Here is a 21045-nt window from a genome sequence, read left to right on the forward strand (position 1 = left end):
CGGTCAGCTGCCGGCCGGCGCCGGCGACACCGGGACGTCCGGGCCGCCGCGCCGGTCGCGCAGCGCGCCGATCACGACGTCGGCCAGCAGGAACGCGGCCAGCGGGAGCCCGAACAGCGGGACCATCCAGCCGAGAGCGAAGACGACCGGGACACCCACGACGATGGCCCACGGCGGCAGGTGCAGCCACGCGCCGCGGCCGGGCGGGGCGCCGACCATGGCCCGTCGGTCGGCTCGGGTCGGCCGGCGCTGCCACCACATCCGGTAGCCCCAGACGATCACGCAGGTCAGGCCGAGGGCCAGCGCGGCCAGCAGGATCTGGTTGACCAGGCCGAACAGGGTGCCCATGTGGGCGTTGATGCCCCAGCGGGTCAGCTTCGCGAGCAGCGGCCAGTCGGCGAAGTCGACCCGGTCGACGACCGCGCCGGAGCCGGCGTCGACGGCGACGCTGTCGCGCCCGACCGGCCACAGGTTGCGGGTCTGGGTGACGGTCCAGGCGGTGGCGTCGTCGGGCGGCACGGCGACCTCGACCGGGCCGGTGATGCCGTTGTCCCGGGCGACCTTGAGCACCGCGTCCACCGCGGCCGGGTCGGCGGTCGAGGCGCCGGAGTGGCCGCCGCCGTGATGAGAGCCGGCCACGGCGGTGGCGACCGAGGGCGTGCCGGAACGCAGCGAGTCCAGCGCATCGTGGAAATGGCCACCGGCGTAACGGGACCAGGTCAGGCCGGTGCCGGAGAGGACCAGCAGGCCCAGCGTCAGCCACAGGCCGGTCGCAGCGTGCCAGCCCCGGGTGCGCCGCACGCCCTTGTGCGCGGAGAGGTCCGGCGCGAGCATCCGCCGGACGCTGCGCCGCCGGCGCCACCAGAGAGCGACACCGCCGAGCGCGATGATCCAGAGCCAGCTCGCGGCGAACTCCGAGTAGTGCCGCCCGGCCGCGCCCAGGTGCAGGTTGCGGTGCAGGTCGTCGAACCACGTCTTGAGCGGGGTGGTGGCCCACCACGTCGTCAGCTGTCCGGTGACCTCGGCGGTGTAGGGGTTCACGTAGACCGTGTGGGAGTGCTCGGCGTCCAGCGCGGGAGACGTGAAATCGACCTGGGTGGTGGTGTCGCCCTCGCCGGGACGGACGGTCGTCACCGAGCCCTCGGGGTGTGCGGCCCGGGCCGCCGCGATCTGCTCGGCGAGCGGGCGGGCCGGGCCGTGGTGGCCGTCGACGGTGAGCTCGTCGGCGTAGACGATCTTCTCGAGCTGCGGGGTGAACGTGTACGCCAGGCCGGTGAGGGCGGCGACCAGCAGGAACGGCGCGACGAACAAACCGGCGTAGAAGTGCAGACGGAGCAGCAGCGGCCCGAAGCCGATGCGCGTACGGGTGCGGGTGGTGACCTTCGGGGCGGTGTCGACGGCGGTCATGGGCCTCCTCGCTCGGGTCTACCCCGTTTGTCGAGCGAGAGCGGCGAGAAGTTCCCTGATCATCTGCCCAGCGAGAATACCCGCGAATACGGGCAAAGAGTACGGCCAAATGGCCCCTTACTCGGGCGTACCCGGCGGCCGATGATGTAGCCACAGGGATGCGCTGGAACCAGAAGGAGGCAACATCATGTTGTTGCAAGGAAGCCCATCGGTCCGGCAGCAGACCGCGCACGAAGAGCCCTCCGCCCGGCCCCGCGGGAACATCGTCGCGCCTCCGGTCACGCCGTCCGTGCGCGGCCGGAACTACCCGCCGATCACCTGGGACCACCCCAGCCTCGGCAAGGTCGTCGCCGAGGGCATCGGCGGCATCACCAAGACCACGCTGCTGCTGATCCTGGTCGGTGCGGTCTTCATCGGGGCGGCGATGGCCATCGCCCTCGTCGTCACGGGCGTCGTCTCGGCCTTCGGCGTCGACGCGTCCGCGGGGTACTGATCAGGAACGCTCGGCCAGCCGCTCCTCGTGGTCGAGCTCCCGCTCCAGAACCCGCAGGCCCTCGTCGGTGAGGTTGCCGGCGTCCCGCCAGCGAAGCAGCTCCTCGCGCTGCGCCTCGATCACCTCGCGGCGCACCGCGAGGGCCGCCTCGTACTGCGGTGACACCGGCACCTCGTCCGAATCGGCCTTCTCGAGCAGGTCCAGGCGCCTCCGGTACCGCTCGAGGCGGACCGTGAGCTGCTTGCGCATGTTCTCGATGGCCCGGTCCTCGATATGGTCGTGCTTCTCCTGCTGGATCTCGTCGAGCCGCTCCACCGCCGCCTTCACCGCCGCCGACCGGGCCTCGTTACGCTCGCGGGCCAGGTCGGCCTTGTTGGCGCGCAGGCCCAGCCGGCGCACGAGCGGCGCGAAGGTCAGGCCCTGGCCGAGCAGGGTGACCAGCACGACGACGAACGCGCAGAACTGCAGGAGGTCGCGGTCGGGGACGTTGTCGTCGAGCGTGAAGATCGCGGCGAGCGTGATGACACCGCGGGTGCCGGCCCAGCTGAGCGCGACGACCTCCGTGCGGTTGAGGGCCTTCTCCTCGTGGTGCTCGTCGACCAGACCGCCGAGCCGCGAGTGCATCCGGCGGGGCAACAGCTGGGTGAGCGCCAGCCAGAGCGGACGCAGCAGCAGAACCACGCCGACCGACACGCCCACGGCGATCCAGATCGTGCTGGTCTCGTACTCGTGCAGCCGGTCCACGACGTCCGGCAGCTGCTGCCCGATGAGCAGGAAGACGAAGCCCTCCAGCAGGAAGTCGACCAGGCGCCAGACGGCGCCGGCCTGCAGGCGGCTCGCACCGGAGGAGTAGCGCGGCGCGTCGTGACCGATGATCAGGCCGGCCACCACGACCGCGAGCACGCCCGAGACCCCCACGCTCTCGCCCAGCAGGTACGCCGCGAACGGGGTGGCCAGCGAGACGGCGGTCGCGTTGATCGGGTCGTCGCGCAGGTGGCGCAGCAGGCGCACGAGGTAGGCGACGATCACGCCGGCCACCACACCGCCGGCCGCCGAGATCACGAATTGCCCGACCGCGGTGGGGAACGAGAAGCCCTCGCCGTCCACCGAGGCGACCGCGACGCTCAGGATGGTCAGCGCGGTCGCGTCGTTGAGCAGGCCCTCGCCCTGGATCAGCGTGATCATGTTGCCGGGCAGGCCGGCCCGGCGACCGACGGCGAGCGCGGCGACCGGGTCGGGCGGGGCGATCGCGGCGCCCAGGGCCACGCCGGCGGCCAGGGTGGCGCCCGCGACCCAGAGGTGGAAACCGACGCCGACCAGCAGCGCGGTGGAGAGCACGAGCAGCACCGAGAGGCTGATGACGGTGCGCATGTTGCGCCGGATGTCGACCAGTGAGGAGTCCAGCGCCGCGTTGTAGAGCAGCGGCGGGATCACGAAGGTGAGGATCAGATCCGGGTTGAGATGGACGTTCGGCCCGGGCAGCAGGGCGTAGACGATGCCGATGATGGTGAGCAGTGCCGCCGAGGGCAGGCCGGTACGGCGGGACACCCACCGGGTCGCCACCATGACGGCGACCGCGGCCAGGACGAAAAGCAGGATCTCCTCGACGTGATGCACGAGATCCATTTTCGCGGAAAAGGGCCGCGCCCGACGGCGCGGCCCTTCAGAGAACCCGTCAGTAGCGGTAGTGCTCGGGCTTGTACGGCCCGTCCACGTCCACGCCGAGGTACTCCGCCTGCTTCTTGGAGAGGGTGGTCAGGCGCACGCCGAGCGCGTCGAGGTGCAGCCGGGCGACCTTCTCGTCGAGGTGCTTGGGCAGCACGTAGACCTGCTTGGCGTACTCGCCGGGCTTGGTCCAGAGCTCGATCTGGGCCATCACCTGGTTGGTGAACGAGTTGGACATGACGAAGCTCGGGTGGCCGGTGGCGTTGCCCAGGTTCATCAGGCGGCCCTCGGAGAGCACGATCACCGAGTGGCCGTCCGGGAAGCGCCACTCGTGGACCTGCGGCTTGATCTCGATCTTCTCGATGCCCGCCACCTTGCCGAGGCCGGCCATGTCGATCTCGTCGTCGAAGTGGCCGACGTTGCCGACGATCGCGTTGTGCTTCATCGCGGTCAGGTGCTCGACCCGGATGATCTCGGTGCCACCGGTGGTGGTGATGAAGATGTCCGCCTCGCCGACGACGTCCTCGAGCCGGGCGACCTGCATGCCGTCCATGGCCGCCTGCAGCGCGCAGATCGGGTCGATCTCGGTGACGACAACGCGGGCGCCCTGCCCGCGCAGCGTCTCGGCCGCGCCCTTGCCGACATCGCCGTAGCCGCACACCACGGCGAGCTTGCCGCCGAGCATGACGTCGGTGGCCCGGTTGAGGCCGTCGACCAGCGAGTGGCGGATGCCGTACTTGTTGTCGAACTTGCTCTTGGTGACCGAGTCGTTGACGTTGATCGCCGGGAAGAGCAGCGACTCCTCCTTGGCCAGCTTGTAGAGCCGGGCCACGCCGGTGGTGGTCTCCTCGGTGACACCACGGATGCCGGCCGCGATCTTGGTGAACTTCCGGTCGTCGTCCGCGAGCGAGGCGCGCAGCGTCTCCAGGATGATCCGGTACTCGTGGTTGTCGTCCTCGGTGGCCTGCGGCACCGCGCCGGCCGCCTCGAACTCGACGCCCTTGTGCACGAGCAGGGTGGCGTCGCCACCGTCGTCGAGGATCATGTTGGGGCCGACGCCGTCACCGAAGTCGAACAGGCGCATCGTGGCCCACCAGTACTCCTCCAGCGACTCACCCTTCCAGGCGAAGACCGAGACGCCGGCCGGCGCGTCGACGGTGCCGGTGGGGCCGACCACGACCGCGGCAGCGGCGTCGTCCTGCGTGGAGAAGATGTTGCAGGAGACCCAGCGCACCTGAGCGCCGAGGGCGATCAGGGTCTCGATCAGCACCGCGGTCTGCACGGTCATGTGCAGCGAGCCGGCGATCCGGGCGCCCTTGAGCGGCTGGGACTCGGCGTACTCCTTGCGGAGCGACATCAGTCCGGGCATCTCGTGCTCGGCGAGACGCAGCTGGTGACGGCCGGCCTCGGCCAGGGAGAGATCGGCAACGGCGAACTCGAGGCCGTTGACTACCTGCAGTTTTTCGGACACGAAAGAGGGCTCCTCCCTCATCAGGAGGCGCCCTTGCGTCAGCAAGCTCCCGCCGAGCGTGGCGGATCACTCAAAGATCCGTTGCAGCGCCTCTCGGCCGGGCCTTTACAGGGTAACCCGAGACTGCGATTCTTAGCCGCCCCTTGTGATTCGACTGGCAGGGTAGGGACGTGCCAGAGGCGCTACCTCGGGTTTTTCGGCCCAGGACCATCCGCGTACAGCTCACGCTCGCCATCACGGCGGTTGTCGCCCTCGTCGTGGCGCTCGCCGGGCTGGCCATCGTGCTGTACGCCGACCACCGCGATCGCGACGACGTGGACCAGGCGCTCGCCACCCGGGCGGCGCAGGTGCGTACCGCGGCGACCAAGTCGGGCTCGCTGCCGACCGACGGCAGCTATGCCGTGCGCCTCGTGCAGGGCACCGTCGTACGGGCCGAGGTCGGCTCCTCCGCAAAGTTCTCGATCCCGGTAAAAGATGGCTATTCCACCGTGACCGCCGAAGACGGATCACACTGGCGTTCGTGGTCCGAGACGCTGAAGTCGGGCGTACAACTGCAACTCCTGATCGACCTCAAGGACGTAGAAGACCGACATTCCGGAAATGTCAGGATGATTGACCTCATTGTGCTGCTTGCCGCCGTTGTCGCCGCGGCGGGGACGTGGCTGGTCGGCGGCCTCGTGCTGCGGCCGCTGCTCAAGCTCGCCCAGGGCGCCCAGGCGATCACCCCCGACGACCCCGGCCAGCGACTGCCCGAGGTGACCAGTCCGCCCGAGGTCGCCGAGCTCGGGACCGCCCTCAACGGTGCCCTCGACCGCCTCACCGAGCGGGTCGACTCCCTGCAGTCCGCCTCGCCGGCCGCGCAGGCTTCACCTGCCGAGACCGACGTCGACGAGCTGGTGCGAGAGTTCGCCGAGCAGCTCGGCAAGGAGGTCGAGCAGCTCAGGGCCCCGCTGGCCGAGCTCGGCGAGGGCCTCGACCAGCTGCTGGACAACCCCGAGATGCCGGCCACCCAGCGCCACCTCTACCTGGCCTCGATCCAGACCGAGTACCGCCGGATGGTCACCCTCGTGGACGAACTCGAGGCCCGCGTGGCGTCACGCTAAGGGCTTGACAAATATCAAGGTCCTTCCATAAAACCTCAAAAACCCCTCATCCTGTACGCGTGAAGCACCCCTACCGGATTCGGGAGATCGCCCGCCAGGCCGGCCTCAGCGAGGCGACCGTTGATCGCGTGCTGCATCACCGCGGCGGGGTGCGGGAGAGCACGGCCCGCGAGGTCCACCAGGCCATCGCCGCGCTCGACCAGCAGCAGGCCCAGGCCCGGCTGGCCGGACCGGCCTTCCCGATCGACGTCGTGGCCCCCGGGCCGCCGCGCTTCACCGCCGCCCTGCGGCAGGCCCTCGAGGCGGAGCTGCCCAGCCTGCGCCCGGCCGTCATCAAGCCCCGCTTCCACTTCGGCGACGCCGACCCGGCGGCCGTCCTCGACCGGATCGGGCGCTCGCATTCGCAGGGCGTGATCCTGAACGCGGCGGACACCCCCGAGACCGTCGAGGCGGTGGGGCGGCTCGGCATGCCGGTGATCACGCTCGGCTCGGATCTTCCGGCGAGCAAGCGGGTCGCGTACGTCGGAATCGATCACGCCGATGCCGGAGCGACCGCCGCATATCTGGTCGAGCAGTGGCTGGCCGACCGGGCCGGGGACGTGCTGCTGGTCCGGGGCGCGGCTCCCGATCTTGGAGAGTTCGAGCGGGCGGCCGGATTCCGCGCCGAGATGACCGGTCGCGCCCCCAACCGGCGGCTGCTGGAGGGCGACGCCCGCGCGATCCTGGCCGACAGCCCGGCGGTGCGGGCGATCTACTCCCCCGCGGCCGGCGGCAACACCGCGGTGGTCGACGCGTTCGCCGCCGAGCACCGCAACTACGACGTCTTCGTGGCGCACGACCTCGACGCCGAGAACGCCGCGCTGCTGCGCGACCACAAACTCTCCGCGGTACTGCACCACGACCTGCGTGCCGACCTGCGGCACGCCTGCCTGACCATCCTGCGGGCGCAGGGCGCGCTGACCGGCCCGATCGGCTCGCATCAGTCCGCGATCCAGGTGATCACCCCGTTCAATGCCCCACTTTCCTGAAATTTCTCGCGGCGGTTGTCCGGATCCGGTCCGGTCGTTCGTCACGCTGGTGAAGTCCGACCAGAGGAGAACGCGATGAAGTACATGATGTTCGTCTGCAGCGACACCGAGCCCGAGACCGACGAGTCGCGGGTGCCCGACATCGAGGTGTGGGTCGCCGAGAACGACGCCTCCGGCCGCCGGGTGACCGGGAACCAGCTGTCCCCGCCGTCGGCCGCCACCACGATCCGGGTCCGGGGTGGCGAGGTGCTGCTCAGCGACGGCCCGTTCGCCGAGACCAAGGAGGTGATCGTGGGCTTCGACATCCTCGAGTGCGCCGACCTCGACGAGGCGATCGCCGTCGCCACGGCCCACCCCATGGCCTACAACGGGCGGCTCGAACTGCGTCCCTACGCCGACCTGTAGATGACGGACGTCGCCGCGGCCGTCAGCGCCGGCTGGGACTCGTACGCAAGGATCGTCGCCTCTTTGATCAGAGTGACCGGCGACTGGACCCTTGCCGAGGACTGTGCCCAGGAGGCGATGGCGGCCGCGCTCGAACGGTGGCCGCGCGACGGCGTCCCCGGCAACCCGGGCGGCTGGCTGCAGACCGTCGCCCGGAACCGGGCCATCGACGTGCTGCGCCGAGCCGCCGTGGAGAAGACGAAGCTCCAGGAGGTCGCGATGCTCTGGGACCCCGGCTCCCCCGGCACCCCCGGCGAGATCGCCGACGACCGGTTGCGGCTGATCTTCACGTGCTGCCATCCGGCCCTGTCGCTGGAGGCACGAGTGGCGCTGACCCTGCGCACCATCGCCGGCGTGCCCACGACGGACATCGCCCGCGCCTTCCTGGTCACCGAGTCGACGATGACCAGGCGCATCACCCGCGCCAAGTCGAAGATCGCCGACGCCCGCATCCCGTACCGCGTGCCGACGGGCAAGGCGCTGGACGACCGCCTCCCCGGGGTCCTGGCCGTCCTCTACATTCTTTTCACCAGGGGGTACGACGCCGACGGCGAACCGGCGTTCGCCGAGGAGGCGATCCGCCTGGCCCGCCTGCTGACCTCCCTGATGCCGGCGGAGCCCGAGGTGCCCTCCCTGCTGGCCCTGTTCCTGCTGCAGCACTCCCGCCGCCACGCCCGCCGCGACGCCATGGGCGACCTGATAACCCTCGAAAAGCAGAACCGCGCCCGCTGGGACCAGGAGGCGATCGCCGAGGCAGTGACGATCCTGATGCGCACCCCCGTCGAGGGCCCCTACGCCATCCAGGCCCGCATCGCCGCCTGCCACGCGACGGCCCTCACGCTCGCCACCACCGACTGGCCGTCGATAGCCCTCTGGTACGACAAACTGGCCGAGATCCAGCCTTCTCCGGTGGTGGCCCTCAACCGAGCCGTGGCCCACAGTTACGCCTTCGGCCCCGCCGCCGGCTTGGCCCTGCTCGCCGAGGCCCGCTCCGACGGCGCCTTGGACAACTACGCTGCCGCGATAGCCGTAGAGGCCGACCTGACCGCCCGCTCCGGCGACCTCCCTCGGGCCGCGGCCCTCTTCCGCACCGCAGCTGCCGCCGCACCCTCCGATGTGGAACGCCGAGCTCTCCTGACCCGAGCGTCCGATCTGGACCGCTAGGTCATCGACTCAGCCAGCCAACGAGGACGACGAACGCAACGACCAAAACCGTCAAACAGCCGGCCAACGCCGTGAACAGTTTGATGATCAGAAAAGTGACCCGGATGGCCAGGTAGCTCGCCGCCAGCATGGCCAGCACTGGACGAACGGCGGTGACAGTCGTAGCCGCATCCGGCCCGGAAGCCGCCGGCCGTGAGATTGGAGTGATCACGATCGTGCCTTTCTCGCATCACGCCACGATGCGTGGTAATCGGACCATGGCACTCCATGAGGCAGGAATGAAGCAGGTATTGGCGCAGGACTTTCCCACCCACCTTTCCCAGTAGGTCAGTAATTCCAGCAGATCGCCCGCCGACTACCGGAAGTACAATGAAGTTCCACCTTCACGGAGGGCGCACAGCTGGGGAGGTGCAGAGGTGCCGACGCGTCGTGAGGCGGCACACGCGCTCGCCCAACGGCTGCGCGATCTGCGCTTGGCGCACTGGCCCGACGTGCGTATCACCCAGGAGAAGCTGGCATTCGCTCTCGGGCAACGCAAGCCGGCCAGTGTGCAGCTGATTTCGTCGTGGGAGCGGCAGACCGATCCGACGACGCCCCCGGAGGATCGCATCGAGGCGATCGCGACTTTCTTCTCCACTCGACGATCGCTTGTGGGCCCGTGGCCACGGCTCCTCACCGAGGCTGACCTGACAGCCGATGAGTGCGAGGTACGGGAGATGCTCCGGCGGGAACTCCTGGACCTGCGCCGGGCCGCTCTCTCGGACGGCTCGGCCGGCCCCGGAACCGTCGTAGGGCACGGCGCATGGCACCTGCCCGGAGAGGCCCCGATCATCATTGTCTGCTCCGAGCTTCCCCCGGACGGACAACCTCCGAGCGCCGCGTTCGACCCTGACTGGTCGCACCTGTCCCGGTTCGGCGACCTCGATTCCTTCGTTGAGTTGTACGGGCACATCCGGGCGGTGAACCCCGACGCCGACGTCCGGTATCGCGGTGCCATGAATTGGCGGGCGGACGAAGCCACCGGGCATCTGGTGGTCATCGGCGGAATCGACCTGAACACGGTCACCCAGGACACGATGTTCCACACCAGGATGCCGGTGCGGCAGTATTCCGACGATCTCGACCCCAGCCGCGGATATTTCGGAGTCATCGGCGAGGAGGAGCAGCGGTTCGCGCCGACGTTCCGCTCGGCCGGCTCCGAGCACGTGCTGATCGAGGACGTGGGGTGCTTCATGCGGGCACCCAACCCGCTGAACCGGGACTTCACCGTGACGATGTGCAATGGCATGTACGGCGCCGGCGTGCTGGGCGCCGTCCGCACCCTGACCAAGAAGGAATTCCGCGTCCGGAATACCGAATATCTCAACCAGACTTTCCCCAAAGCCGACACCTTCGGCCTGCTGTTTCGCGTCTTGATCATGGACGGGGTCATGGCCACCCCGGACTGGACCGCGCCCGGCACCGTCCTGTACTCGTGGGCCGGGGGCACAGCGTGACCCCGGTCCACGAAGCCCTCTGGGTCTAGTCGGCGGTGTTGCGCCACTGGTCCCAGAACGGGGTCAGGTCGATCGGGGTTACCGCTTGGAAGGCGGCGCGCAGCGTGGACGGCTCGGCTATGCCGAAGCGGTTGGCGGACAGGTAGTGCTGGAGGGCCGTGCGGACCGTGTCGGGGCCGATCAGGGTTTCCAGGGCCAGGAACATGCAGGCGCCGTCGCCGTAGATGCCCGGAGCGTAGAAGTCGGGGTGGGTTGCGTAGTAGTCCATGCCGGCGTCGATGCGCATGCCGGGGTCGAACCAGAACGGGGCCTGGGCGCAATAGTCGGGCGTGCCCAGCAGCTTGTCGGTTGTGTACTGGGCCAGGGCCTCGTCCAGCCAAGGATGCCGGTACTCGTCGTTGCCGACCAGGGCGTACCACCATTGGTGAGCAGTCTCGTGCACGGCGGGTAGCGAGGACGGCTCGGTCAGCACGAAGTTGGGGTACTCCATGCCCTGGAAGCCGTCGAAGCCGCCGATCACCGTGTCCATCTCCGGGTAGGGGTACGGGCCGTACTCGCGAGCGCCGAACTCCAGGGTTCGGGCCACGTCGGCCTGGACCGCTCGGGCCGTGTCGGGGGTGACGCCGTCGGTGTACCAGGTGCGTAGGCGGACCCCCGTTGTCGTCCGTCCGCCTACGCTCCCGAACGGGCCGGCCGCCCAGGCGAAGTCGCGCACCAGCGGCGCCGCGATCCGGGTGGTGACCCGCCCGCCGTGGCGGGTTTCGCCGAGCACGGTGCCGGTGGCGGGCACGGCCATCGCCGCCGGATGGTCGAGCGAGACCAGGAAACTCGAGGTCAGCGACTGGAAGCTTTCCCCATTGCTCACGTACGGCGGCAGGTCGTCGCCGATCGCGGGCACGGGCAGCGCATTACCGAGGAAGTTGTAGGCGCCGACCCGCCCGAACCGGTCGGCGCGCTCAGGCACCCGGATCGTCAGCGCAAACGCGACGTCCGTGGTCCGGCCGGGTTTCAAAGACCGATTCAGCCGTACGCGCACAGCGGTGCACCCGACCTCGGGCGCGTCCGCCGTGCCGCCCTCGAACGCCGAGACGCTGACGTCGGGGGTCGCGGCGCAGCCGTCCACGCCGTTGCCCCACAGTCGCAGCCAGACGGCGTCCACCGGGGCGGGACCCGGATTGCGCAGGATGATGCGCTCCCGGCCGTCCCACCGGGCGCCGGTCGCGTCGCTGGAAAGTTTCACCTCGTAGGCCACCGGCCGGAGCGCGCCGGCCGGATCGGTGGCGGCACCCGGTGGAACGGCGGTGGCCGGGGCCAGCAGGAGCAGGGCGCTCATGGCGTGCAGAACAACGGTCATGGCCGCCAGAATCGTCGCCGGGTATCGACGGGCGCGATCCTTTCGGGCAGGGTCGAAGTATGTTCCGGCTGCACTTCGACCCCGCCGACCTCGGCCGGGTCGTCTTCGACCTGGCCTGGCACTCGGAGACCATCGGCAGCCTGCAGGCGCTGCGCCAGCCGGGGCGCGGCCCGTTCCTCGACCGGTGGGGGCAGGCCATGCGCCCCAAGGCACGTGCCGCCGGCGCCCTGCTCGAGGCCGTTCCCGCCGACGGCTACGTCCCCGACCTGTTCACCCCGGAGGCGTTCAGCCGGCTGCCGACCGATCGGGCGGTCGCCGGGCTCCGGAGGACGGACCCGTCGACGGAGATTCTTGCGTTCGGCGACGCTCTCGTGGCGTACCAGATGGCTTGTATTGCTCCGGCCATGCCGACGATCGGCGCGCTGCTACGCGCCGAGCTTGCCCACCGGGCGCATTTGATCTTTACGACCGGTGTGGACGCGGTGCTGGCCACGCTCGGGCCGGAGATCAGCTGGGACCCGCCGGTGCTCTCCGTGGTCACGCCGGCCGACGGAGACGTGCGGCTCGGCGGGCGTGGGCTGCGGCTGGTGCCGTCCGTCTTCTGGAGCCGACCGGGCGTCAGCGTCGCCGGCTATCGGCGACCGACGCTGAGCTACCCGATCCATCCCGCGCCGGCCTCCCCGCCGTCCCCGCGCGACGATCCACTGGCCACACTGGTCGGTGCGACCAGGGCCGAGGTGCTGCGGGCGCTGACCTTCGGCTGCGGCACCATGCAGCTCGCCCGCGACCTCCGGATCAGCCCGGCCACCGCGTCGGCGCACGTGACGGCGCTGCGCGAGGCCGGGCTGGCGGCAACCCGGCGGACCGGCCGCGCCGTCCGGCACACCCTGACTCCGCTCGGGATGCAACTGCTGAACGCGGGTTAGCTCTCCCGGGAAGCGGTCTCCCCGATGACCTCGAAGTATCCGCGGCTCGGGTCGGCGTCGTCCTGGGCGACCGTGTTCCAGTCGATCCCGCCGATGAGCCCCAGAGATCGGTCGGGGTCCGAGGGGGCGATCGGTAGTTGATCCTGCAGGCGCGGGGGCAGCTCGGAGCACACGATGGTGATCGGGGCATCGCCGGGCAGGAACCATGGACCATGGCCACCGATGGAAATCATCTCGCTCCCTGGCTCGTCAGCCAAGGCAGCCCGGCAGAGGCCCAGTAGTTCCCGCCGGATTTGGTTGCGCAGGTCGAGTTCGTCGGTCGTCAGCTCCGCCTCAGCCCGGAGCCGCAACGACGACCCCCGCAGGGATCGTCGTGTGCAGAAGAACGTTGCGATCGCGTCGATCCGGTCCTCGGACGGCGGCGCCGCCTCCTTCCAAGCGGTAGCCCGATCGACCGCCCTGCAAGATCTCGCGGTGGCGGGCGAAGATCGCATGCCCCGGCACCAGTCGCAGCTCGGCCGCTGAGCCCGGCGGGTCGCTGGGCGGAGGATCTCGGGCCGAGACCTCGGGTCCGGAAACTGCCTGGGTGTAACTGGCGGATCATGGATGTCGGTCGTTGAACGACTACGGCGCGTTTCGATCTGACGGATCGCGAGTGGGCGATTTGGAGCCACTGGTGCCCCGTGGGCCGACCTGCCTGCCCAGCACGGGCCGTGCCGGACCGCGGTCGCCCGCCCGCGTTCGACCCGCACGCCTGCAAGAAACGTGGCCAGGTCGAACGCGGCTTCAACCGGCGCAAGCACTGGCGCGGCCTGGCGACCAGGCACGACAAGCGAATCGACTCCTACCAGGCCACACTCGACCTCGCCGAAACCCTCGACAGGCTCCGTGATCCGCCAGTTACGCCCTAGTCCGGTATGTTCCGCCGGCGCAGGCCGACGAGTCCGACGGCGCCCACGACCACGGCCACCGCGATCAAGGTGATCACCGGCGTCGCCGAGAAGTCGCCGCCCGGTAGGTGCGGGATGTGGGTGAACGGCGAGAGATCCAGTAGCCACTGGCTGAGCTGCAGCGTCTCGCCGACCAGCAGGATCAGCAGGCACGCGGCCGGCGCCGCCCAGGCCACCAGCGACCAGCGGGGCAGCACCCCGAACAACAGGACCGCGACCGAGGCCAGCACCCAGACGGCCGGGAGCTGGAGCAGCACGCCGCCGAGGATGTCGCCGAAGTTGCCGGAGGTGGAGACGAGCCCGGACACCAGGCCCTCGGCGAACAGCGCCAGCGCGGGCCCCAGCAGGGAGAACAGCAGGTGGCTGCCGGCCCAGGCGAACCGCGACACCGAGGTCGCGAGGACGGCCTCGGCGTGACCGGTGGTCTCCTCGTCGCGCAGGCGGAGAGTGGCCTGGACCGCGTAGCACGCGGCGATCAGGCCCACGATTCCGGCCGTACCGGCGAAATAGCTGTTCACCAGCTGGCTGGAGCCGCCCAGGCGGGCGAAGATGTCGGTCAGGCCCTTGTTGTCCTGGGCGATGTCGAGGACGCTGCCGCCGACCCCGCCGAAGATCAGCCCGAGCAGGCCGAGCCCGACGGTCCAGCCGACCAGCAGGCCGCGGTGCAGGCGCCAGGCCAGCGCCAGCGGCGTGCTCAGGCTCGCCGCGGCGGACGCACGACCGAGCCGCGCCGCGAACAGGCCGTCGCCGAGGTCGCGCAACCCGCGCAGGTAGACCGCGACACCGACCGCCACCACGCTGAGCAGCACCGACAGCACGACCGGCCACCAGTTCAGCGGGCCGTACGGGAAGATGCGGGTCACCCAGCCGAGCGGCGAGACCCAGGAAAGCCAGGACAGGCCGCCGGTGCCGAGCGCGGAGATGTCGCCGCCGACGCGCAGCGCGTACGAGACGCCGAGCGCGACGATCGCGATCGAGCGGGCGGCGCGGGCGCTGCTGGTCAGCTGGGCGGTGATCGCCGCGACCGCCGCGAAGATCCAGCCGCTGGCCGCTAACTCGGCGCCGAACGCGAGCGAGCCGCTGGTCGAGCCGCTCTGCCCGGCCATCACGGCAAAGGTGAGCAGCCCGAGCACGGTGCACGCGCCGACTGTGGTGATCAGCGCGGCGGCCAGCGGGGCGTGCCGTCCGGTCACCGTGGAGCCGATCAGCTCGGTGCGGCCGGCCTCCTCGTCGACCCTGGTGTGCCGGATGACCGTGAGCAGGGCGACCAAGCCGATCATGACGGGCACGAAGCCGGCTCGCCAGTTGGTCAGCACGGCGAACGAGTCGCCCTTGAGCAGGCCGTAGAGGGCGACGAACCCCGCGTTGTCCGCCGAGACCGTCGCGTACTGGATGCGCTCGGCGTCGGTCGGGAACAGGCCCTGGAAGGAGCTGTAGTAGCCGGCCGGGAGCAGCCCGAAGACGAGCACCCAGATCGGCATGATGACGCGGTCGCGGCGCAGGATGAGCCGGATGAGCTTGCCGACGCCGGTCATCGCACGTCCTTGGGAAGCTCAGCCTTGGGAAGCTCAGCCTTCGGGAGCTCGTCCTTCTGGTACTGCCGGAGGAACAGCTCCTCGAGCGACGGCGGCTGGCTGACCAGGCTGCGCACGCCGACCTTGACCAGCGTCTGCAGGGCCGGCTCGAGCGCGTCGGTGTCCACGTCGAAGCGCACCTTGCCGTTGTCGGTACGCAGATCGTGCACCCCGGCCATGGTGGCCAGACCGTCCGGCGGGCCGGTCAGCTCGGCCTGGATCGACGTACGCGTGAGGTGACGCATTTGATCGAGGGTGCCGGTCTCGACCGTCCGGCCCTCGCGGATGATCGTGAGCCGGTCGCAGAGCGCCTCGACCTCGGCGAGGATGTGGCTGGACAGCAGCACCGTGCGGTCGCCGCGCCGTTTCTCCTGCAGGATGACCTCGCGGAACACCTCCTCCATCAGCGGGTCGAGGCCGCTGGTGGGCTCGTCGAGGACGAGCAGTTCCACATCGGAGGCGAGGGCCGCGACCAGCGCCACCTTCTGCCGGTTGCCCTTGGAGTAGGTGCGGCCCTTCTTGCGGGGGTCGAGCTGGAAGCGCTCGAGCAGTTCATCTTTCCGCGAAGGATCCAGGCCGCCGCGCAGCCGGCCGAGCAGATCGATCACCTCGCCGCCGGTGAGGTTCGGCCACAGGGTCACATCACCCGGCACGTACGCGAGGCGGCGGTGCAGCGCCGTCGCCGACGACCATGGGTCGCCGCCGAGCAGGCTCACCTTGCCGCCGTCGTGGCGCATCAGGCCGAGCAGGATGCGGATCGTCGTGGTCTTGCCGGCGCCGTTCGGACCGAGGAAACCGTGCACCTCGCCGGTCTCGACACTCAGGTCGAGCCCGTCCAGGGCGGATACCTTGCCGAACCGTTTGATCAGTCCCTCGGCTTCGATGGCCTCGGTCATGGTTACTCCTCGGGGGTGTGGAGCCGGTCCAGCGCCCCACGCGCCAGGTCGGCCTGATCGGTGGTGATCAGAGGCGTCGAGAAGATCTCCAGGGATGCCTTGAGCACGCGCGCCCAGCCCTCGGGCTCGCCGGTGTCGACGCCGAGGATGCGGGTCAGCAGGTCGCGCGAGGTCAGCATGGACATCTTCATCACGCTGAGCACGGCGATGAACGCCTTCGGGTCGGCGGACTTGACGTCGGACGTGTCGAACCAGCGCTCGCCGTACTCGATGAGGCGGTCGAACAGCGCGGAGCCGGCGGGCGAGCCGTCGAGCACCGAGCGGGTGATGTACCGCTGCATGCGCAGGATGCCGGGCGTGATCGCGTCGACCGTCTGGAACTCGATGAAGCGGTTGCCGATGCCGATCAGCTCGCTCAGCACGTACTCGTCGCAGGCGTCGCGGAGGCCCTCCTTGGAGCCGAAATGGTGCCGCAACAGCCCGGAGGAAACCCCGGCCTTCTGCGCGATGTCGCGGATCGTGGCGCCCTCGATGCCCCGGTCGGCGAACAGCTCGATGGCGGCGTCCCGGATGCGGGCACGCGCCGTGAGATCGCTCTGACTACTCACGCGTGTAGCCTACTACACACGCGTGTAGCGGCGTCAGTCCGTTAACGCACCGTTGACGGTCGCGTTTTTGACTGCTCCGTCACTCACGCCCCAGCGGGTGAGCAGATCCGCGTACTGACCGGACGCGATGACCTTGTCCAACGCGCCCTTCAGGGCGTCCCGGAGCTGGGTGTTGCCCTTGGCGACCGGGATGCCGAACAGCCCGGGCTCGTACTGCGCGCCCGAGGCCAGCTGGTAGTAGTTGCTGGTCCGGCTGTCCTCGGCCAGGTACGACGCCGCCGGGTAGTCGTTGAGCACCGCCGCCGCCCGCCCGGTGCGCAGCTGCAGGAGAGCGTCGGCGTTGGTCTTGTACTGGTTGATCTGCATGGGCCGGTCGCCGCAGCCGCTCTGCGAGCGGTGCAGCAGGTCGGCCTGCACGGTGCCCTGCTCGGCCGCGACGACGTGCCCGCACAGGTTGGTCAGCTCGGCGATGGCGCTCGGGTTGCCGCGCTGCACGATGATCGACGTGCCGGCCGAGAAGTAGTCGACGAAGTCGGTCTTCTTCTCCCGCTCCTCGGTGTCGGTCACCGCCGAGAGCACGCCGTCGTACGTGCCGTCGGCCACCCGGTCGAGCGCGGTCTGGAACGGCCCGGTCACCATCTGGATCTTGACGCCGAGGACCCGGCCGAGCGCGTCGGCGAGATCAGGCTCGAAGCCGACGATCGTGCGGCCGTCCGGCGCGAACTGCTCCATGGGCGGGTAGCTGGCGTCGGTGACGAACCGCAGCGTGCCGGTGTTGCGCACCGAGGGCGGCAGTTTGTCGTGCAGCGCCTGGTCGAACGGGACGCCGTTGTCGACGGCCTGGGCGGTAGCCGCCGGCGACGAGGCCGATCCGCAGCCGGCGACCAGAGCCACCGCGACGAGGGAGAGAGCGAGCGCTTTCATCGGACTTCCTCCATCATCGGTACGTCGGCCCACGGCACCGGCCGCGAGTACAGATATCCCTGGGCCTCGTCACATCCGGACTCGGCGATCCACGCCGCCACCTCGGCGGTCTCCACGCCCTCGGCGGTGACCCGGCATCCGAGGCCGTGCGCGAGCGTGACCACCGACCGCACGATCGCCTGGTTCTCGGGATCGGCGAGTACGCCGTCCACGAACGTACGATCGATCTTGAGCTCGGTCAGCGGCACGCCGCGCAGCCGGGCGAGGCTGGTGTAGCCCGTACCGAAGTCGTCGATCGAGAGCCCGACGCCGAGCGCGGAGAGCGCCCGCAACGCTTGTCGCGCGATCTCCACGTCGACGATCGCGGCGGTCTCGGTGATCTCCATGGTGAGCCGGCCGGGCGCCACGCCGAACTCCTCGATCAGCCCGACGACGAGCGGGCCGAACTCGGCCGACTCCAGGTTGCGGGCCGACACGTTCACCGAGACCGTCCAGTCACGACCGGCCGCCGTCCACTCCCGCTGGTCGGCCAGCGCGCGCCGCAGGACCCACGTGGTGAGCGGCTCGATCAGGCCGGACTGCTCCGCGGCCGGCAGGAACTCCGACGGCGGCAGCAGCCCGCGCTCGGGGTGCTGCCAGCGCACCAACGCCTCGACGCCGCAGACCGCGCCGTCGGCCAGCCTGATCTTGGGCTGGTAGTAGAGCACCAGCTCGTCGCGTTCCAGCGCGTGCCGCAGCTCGGCCTGCACGACCAGCCACTGCGTCGGGTGCGCCATCCGCTCGCCGGCGTAGACGACGATGTCCGCGGCCCCGCGCTTGCCCTGGTACATGGCCGCGTCGGCGTGCCGCAGCAGCTGTTCCACGTCCTCGCCGTGGGCCGGGTAGAGAGCGACCCCGAAGCTCGCCTCGATGGTCAGCGGCACGCCGTCGAGCACCATCTCGCGGGTGAGCTCGGCGCGCACCCGCTCGAGCAGCGCGCGCACGTCCGGCGGGTCCAGACCGGGCAGGATCAGGGCGAACTCGTCGCCGCCGAGCCGGGCCGCGGTGTCCTCGGTGCGCAGGGCCGTGCGCAGCCGAGCGGTGATCACCCGCAGCAGCTCGTCGCCGGCGTGGTGCCCGAGGGTGTCGTTGACCTCCTTGAAGCGGTTGAGGTCGACGACCACCACCGCCCCACCGGCGCCGTCCCGCCGGTCGGTCACCGCGGCCGAGGCCCGCTGCCGGAACGCCTCCCGGTTGGGCAGGCCGGTGAGCCCGTCGTGCAACGCCTCGTGCTCCTGCCGGGCGGCGTACCGGCGCAGCGAGCGGGTCGTCGACCAGGAGATCAGACCCATGGCCAGGTAGAGCAGGCCGAGGCCGATACCGAGCCGTCGGTAGGTGACCGTCATCTGCTCGTGCAGGCGGGCGGCGATCTTGTCGTACGGGAGGTAGAGCTCGAGCACCCCGATCGCCTCGCCGGAGGCCCGCGCGAAGATCGGCTGAAGCACCCGGATGATCTGTCCGCCCGGCGCCTCCGGATCCTTGACCAGGGTCGCGGTGGCCGTCCCGTTCGAGGCCGACTGGAACGCCGGATCGCCGACCGGCACGCCGCCGGAGGTCGACCCGTCGTCCGAGAAGATCACCTGACCGTTGAAGTTGCGCAGCCGCATCCGCAGCACCGACCCGTGGTACAGCGCCAGGTCGGTGGCCTTGGCGAGGCTGTCCCGCTGGCCGGCGGTCACCCCGCGGGTCAGGTCGGCGTCGTCGAGGGCCGGGGCGATGGCCATCTCGGCGATCACCGCGGCCTGCGCCTTGCCCTGGTCCTGGCCCTGCTTGGTGGCGTCGTCGCGAGTGCCGGAGAGCAGCAGCAGGCCGAGCGCGCCGACCGGCAGGAGGCTGGCGACGGCATAGGTCGCGAAGAGCCGCGATCCTGACCGCGTCTCCCGCCGAGCACTTCTCCGCCGCCGCACGGATCGTCTATCGACATGGTTGCGGTTCGGTTGAGAAAAGTCCGTCAACATCGGGCCGCGCACCGTGAACGTCCCGTATCCGGCCCTGTCGCGCGCCCGGCCGCCGGACGGACCTTTACCCTCATGACGCTTGCCGACCTACTCCCCTCCGTCCGCTCGTTCGCCGCGCTACACCACGATCCACTCGCCGAGCTCGTGGCCGCGCACGGGACGCCGCTGCAGGTGCTCGACGAGCGGGAGGTGGGTCGCCGCTGCGCCGGGTACGCCGCCGCGTTCGGGGCGGACGCGGTCGCCTACAGCGCGAAGGCCGGTCTCCACCCGGGCCTCGCCGAGTGGATCGCGTCGTCCGGTCTGGGGTGTTTCGTCGGCGGTGGTGGCGCGCTCACGACGGCGTTGCGGGCCGGATTCCCGCCCGCGCGGATCACGCTGACCGGCCCGTCGATCTCGCTGGAGGACATGGACGCGGCGTTCGCCTGCGGCGCCACCATCGTGGCGCGCTCTCCGGGTGACGTCGCGGCCCTGCATCGCCGGGCTCCGGCCGGCCAGCGGGTGCTTCTTCGCGTGACATCCGCTTGCGGCCGCGGTGGCTTCCGCCTCGGCTCCGGTACGTCGTTGAGCGCGATCGCCGATCTCGGACGACTCGATTTCCGGGGCCTGGACCTCTCCATCGGTCACCGTCTGAGCCGGTTCGGCGCGTACGAGGCACATCTGCGCGAGGCGGCCGCGTTCTGCGCCGTGATCCAGGCCCGGCTGCGGCGCCCGGTGCCGGTCCTGAACCTAGGCGGCGGCTATTCGAACGACTTCGCCACGGCCGCGTTCGCCTCCCGGGTGCGCGGCCTGCTGGCCCTGGCCACCGACCGCTACGCGATCGTCCCGCCCCGGCTGACCGTCTCCCCCGGCCGCGCCCTGGTCGGACCGGCCGGCACCACGGTCTACCGCCTGCTCGACCCCGACACCGTCGACGGCCCGGACTGCACCTGCGGCGAGCCCCACGCGGCCCGCCTGGTAGGCCGCGTCTCCCGCGCCCCGCTGAACCCCATGACCGTGGCCGGCGTTCCGGTACTGCTACCGGCCGACACCGCCCGCGGCGACCTGATCGCCCTCTCCGGCACCGGCGCCTACCACCACAACGACGCCCACGCCACAGTCCTCGGCCTGCGCGACGGCCGAGCCTCGGTGCTAGCGGAACGAACAGAGCTTTTCCGGTAAGAGAAGGGGCCGCCCGGTTCGGGCGGCCCCCACCACGTCAGCCCGACAGGGTCATGGGTCGCAGGATCATGTCGGTGTCGGTTTCCAGCGCGCCGCCGAGAAGGTGCAGGTCGTTCACGGCTCGGTGCAGGTCGCGCATGCTGGGGGCGGAGAGCAGGACTACGGCGTCTATGTCGGCGGCTATCCACCAGGCGGAGACCACGTACGGCTGGGCTCGCAGGTGCTCGAGCAGTTTGCTGCCGGCGACGCTGCGGGCCAGCCGCACGCAGACGATCGCCTCGTGGTGCGGCTCGTCTTCGGGGACCATGACTCGATGGTCGGTGCGGCGCGGGCGGATCACGCGGTGCGTTCACGAGTTTGGTGCGCTCGCCAAGTGTTTGTTGACGG

22 protein-coding genes and 1 riboswitch are annotated in these 21045 nt (G+C 70.3%); of the genes, 10 read left to right on the forward strand and 12 right to left on the reverse strand.

Annotation, left to right across the window (positions count from 1 at the left end; all coding sequences use genetic code 11):
• Positions 1-3 precede the first annotated feature (3 nt).
• On the reverse strand, positions 4-1407 hold the full coding sequence (locus A3CQ_RS0115195; RefSeq protein ID WP_020511793.1) for a PepSY-associated TM helix domain-containing protein: 1404 nt from the start codon (positions 1405-1407) through the stop codon (positions 4-6).
• Between the two features lie 187 nt (positions 1408-1594).
• Between A3CQ_RS0115195 and A3CQ_RS52945 the strand changes: the two genes are divergently transcribed.
• Positions 1595-1900: a hypothetical protein gene (locus A3CQ_RS52945; RefSeq protein WP_026205725.1), complete on the forward strand. Its 306-nt coding sequence runs from the start codon at positions 1595-1597 to the stop codon at positions 1898-1900.
• Here the strand turns inward: A3CQ_RS52945 and A3CQ_RS0115205 are convergent, their stop codons facing one another.
• Together A3CQ_RS0115205 and ahcY are read right to left on the reverse strand one after the other, a co-directional pair.
• Positions 1901-3526, reverse strand: coding sequence for a Na+/H+ antiporter (locus tag A3CQ_RS0115205; protein ID WP_020511795.1), 1626 nt, complete (start codon positions 3524-3526; stop codon positions 1901-1903).
• A gap of 49 nt (positions 3527-3575) precedes the next feature.
• Positions 3576-5057: an adenosylhomocysteinase gene (ahcY, locus tag A3CQ_RS0115210; protein ID WP_211216597.1), complete on the reverse strand. Its 1482-nt coding sequence runs from the start codon at positions 5055-5057 to the stop codon at positions 3576-3578.
• Positions 5055-5137: riboswitch (S-adenosyl-L-homocysteine riboswitch) on the reverse strand. Its footprint overlaps the gene before it by 3 nt.
• A gap of 69 nt (positions 5138-5206) precedes the next feature.
• On the opposite strand from ahcY, the gene A3CQ_RS0115215 reads away from it, so the two are divergent.
• The 4 genes from A3CQ_RS0115215 to A3CQ_RS0115230 all read left to right on the forward strand — a co-directional run bounded on the left by A3CQ_RS0115215 (position 5207) and on the right by A3CQ_RS0115230 (position 8775).
• Positions 5207-6139, forward strand: coding sequence for a HAMP domain-containing protein (locus A3CQ_RS0115215; RefSeq protein ID WP_157295902.1), 933 nt, complete (start codon positions 5207-5209; stop codon positions 6137-6139).
• 59 nt (positions 6140-6198) lie between these two features.
• The gene (locus A3CQ_RS0115220) at positions 6199-7167 is read left to right on the forward strand and encodes a LacI family DNA-binding transcriptional regulator (RefSeq protein WP_020511798.1); all 969 of its coding nucleotides are present in this window, start codon (positions 6199-6201) and stop codon (positions 7165-7167) included.
• 75 nt (positions 7168-7242) lie between these two features.
• Complete coding sequence (locus A3CQ_RS0115225) at positions 7243-7572, forward strand: YciI family protein (RefSeq protein WP_020511799.1); 330 nt, start codon at positions 7243-7245, stop codon at positions 7570-7572.
• Positions 7573-8775, forward strand: coding sequence for an RNA polymerase sigma factor (locus A3CQ_RS0115230; RefSeq protein ID WP_020511800.1), 1203 nt, complete (start codon positions 7573-7575; stop codon positions 8773-8775).
• Between the two features lies 1 nt (position 8776).
• On the opposite strand, the gene A3CQ_RS60805 is transcribed toward A3CQ_RS0115230, so the two are convergent.
• Complete coding sequence (locus tag A3CQ_RS60805; RefSeq protein WP_157295904.1) at positions 8777-8986, reverse strand: hypothetical protein; 210 nt, start codon at positions 8984-8986, stop codon at positions 8777-8779.
• A 205-nt stretch (positions 8987-9191) separates the two neighbouring features.
• On the opposite strand from A3CQ_RS60805, the gene A3CQ_RS0115240 reads away from it, so the two are divergent.
• Positions 9192-10271 carry a helix-turn-helix domain-containing protein gene (locus A3CQ_RS0115240; RefSeq protein ID WP_020511802.1) on the forward strand — a complete coding sequence of 360 codons (1080 nt, stop codon included), beginning with the start codon at positions 9192-9194 and terminating at the stop codon, positions 10269-10271.
• Positions 10272-10296: 25 nt separating this feature from the next.
• On the opposite strand, the gene A3CQ_RS0115245 is transcribed toward A3CQ_RS0115240, so the two are convergent.
• Complete coding sequence (locus A3CQ_RS0115245; RefSeq protein WP_020511803.1) at positions 10297-11625, reverse strand: M1 family metallopeptidase; 1329 nt, start codon at positions 11623-11625, stop codon at positions 10297-10299.
• 59 nt (positions 11626-11684) lie between these two features.
• Between A3CQ_RS0115245 and A3CQ_RS57420 the strand changes: the two genes are divergently transcribed.
• Positions 11685-12551 (forward strand): helix-turn-helix domain-containing protein, encoded by an 867-nt coding sequence (locus A3CQ_RS57420; RefSeq protein ID WP_020511804.1) that lies wholly within the window; start codon positions 11685-11687, stop codon positions 12549-12551.
• Here A3CQ_RS57420 and A3CQ_RS0115255 read toward each other — a convergent pair.
• A complete protein-coding gene (locus tag A3CQ_RS0115255) occupies positions 12548-12784 on the reverse strand; it encodes a hypothetical protein (protein ID WP_157295906.1) in 237 nt (78 codons plus the stop codon). The genes A3CQ_RS57420 and A3CQ_RS0115255 overlap by 4 nt on opposite strands.
• A gap of 142 nt (positions 12785-12926) precedes the next feature.
• Between A3CQ_RS0115255 and A3CQ_RS60810 the strand changes: the two genes are divergently transcribed.
• Entirely contained in the window at positions 12927-13076 is a 150-nt protein-coding gene (locus A3CQ_RS60810) for a hypothetical protein (RefSeq protein WP_020511806.1), read from the forward strand.
• Positions 13077-13264: 188 nt separating this feature from the next.
• Complete coding sequence (locus tag A3CQ_RS64215) at positions 13265-13462, forward strand: hypothetical protein (protein ID WP_020511807.1); 198 nt, start codon at positions 13265-13267, stop codon at positions 13460-13462.
• Here the strand turns inward: A3CQ_RS64215 and A3CQ_RS0115270 are convergent.
• The 5 genes from A3CQ_RS0115270 to A3CQ_RS0115290 are packed head-to-tail and all read right to left on the reverse strand — an operon-like array spanning position 13459 to position 19449.
• Entirely contained in the window at positions 13459-15036 is a 1578-nt protein-coding gene (locus A3CQ_RS0115270) for an ABC transporter permease (RefSeq protein ID WP_020511808.1), read from the reverse strand. The genes A3CQ_RS64215 and A3CQ_RS0115270 overlap by 4 nt on opposite strands.
• Positions 15033-15971: an ABC transporter ATP-binding protein gene (locus tag A3CQ_RS0115275; protein ID WP_020511809.1), complete on the reverse strand. Its 939-nt coding sequence runs from the start codon at positions 15969-15971 to the stop codon at positions 15033-15035. Before A3CQ_RS0115275 ends, A3CQ_RS0115270 begins: the two co-directional genes overlap by 4 nt.
• A 2-nt stretch (positions 15972-15973) precedes the next feature.
• Positions 15974-16579 carry a TetR/AcrR family transcriptional regulator gene (locus A3CQ_RS0115280; RefSeq protein WP_020511810.1) on the reverse strand — a complete coding sequence of 202 codons (606 nt, stop codon included), beginning with the start codon at positions 16577-16579 and terminating at the stop codon, positions 15974-15976.
• Positions 16580-16612: 33 nt separating this feature from the next.
• A complete protein-coding gene (locus A3CQ_RS0115285) occupies positions 16613-17503 on the reverse strand; it encodes an ABC transporter substrate-binding protein (protein WP_020511811.1) in 891 nt (296 codons plus the stop codon).
• Complete coding sequence (locus A3CQ_RS0115290; protein WP_020511812.1) at positions 17500-19449, reverse strand: putative bifunctional diguanylate cyclase/phosphodiesterase; 1950 nt, start codon at positions 19447-19449, stop codon at positions 17500-17502. Before A3CQ_RS0115290 ends, A3CQ_RS0115285 begins: the two co-directional genes overlap by 4 nt.
• Before the next feature lie 123 nt (positions 19450-19572).
• Between A3CQ_RS0115290 and A3CQ_RS0115295 the strand changes: the two genes are divergently transcribed.
• Positions 19573-20658, forward strand: coding sequence for a hypothetical protein (locus A3CQ_RS0115295; protein ID WP_020511813.1), 1086 nt, complete (start codon positions 19573-19575; stop codon positions 20656-20658).
• Positions 20659-20695: 37 nt separating this feature from the next.
• Here the strand turns inward: A3CQ_RS0115295 and A3CQ_RS0115300 are convergent, their stop codons facing one another.
• Positions 20696-20965: an Lrp/AsnC ligand binding domain-containing protein gene (locus A3CQ_RS0115300; RefSeq protein WP_026205728.1), complete on the reverse strand. Its 270-nt coding sequence runs from the start codon at positions 20963-20965 to the stop codon at positions 20696-20698.
• Positions 20966-21045: the final 80 nt, after the last annotated feature.

The organism is Paractinoplanes globisporus DSM 43857 (assembly GCF_000379645.1).
GTDB classification, from domain to species: domain Bacteria; phylum Actinomycetota; class Actinomycetes; order Mycobacteriales; family Micromonosporaceae; genus Actinoplanes; species Actinoplanes globisporus.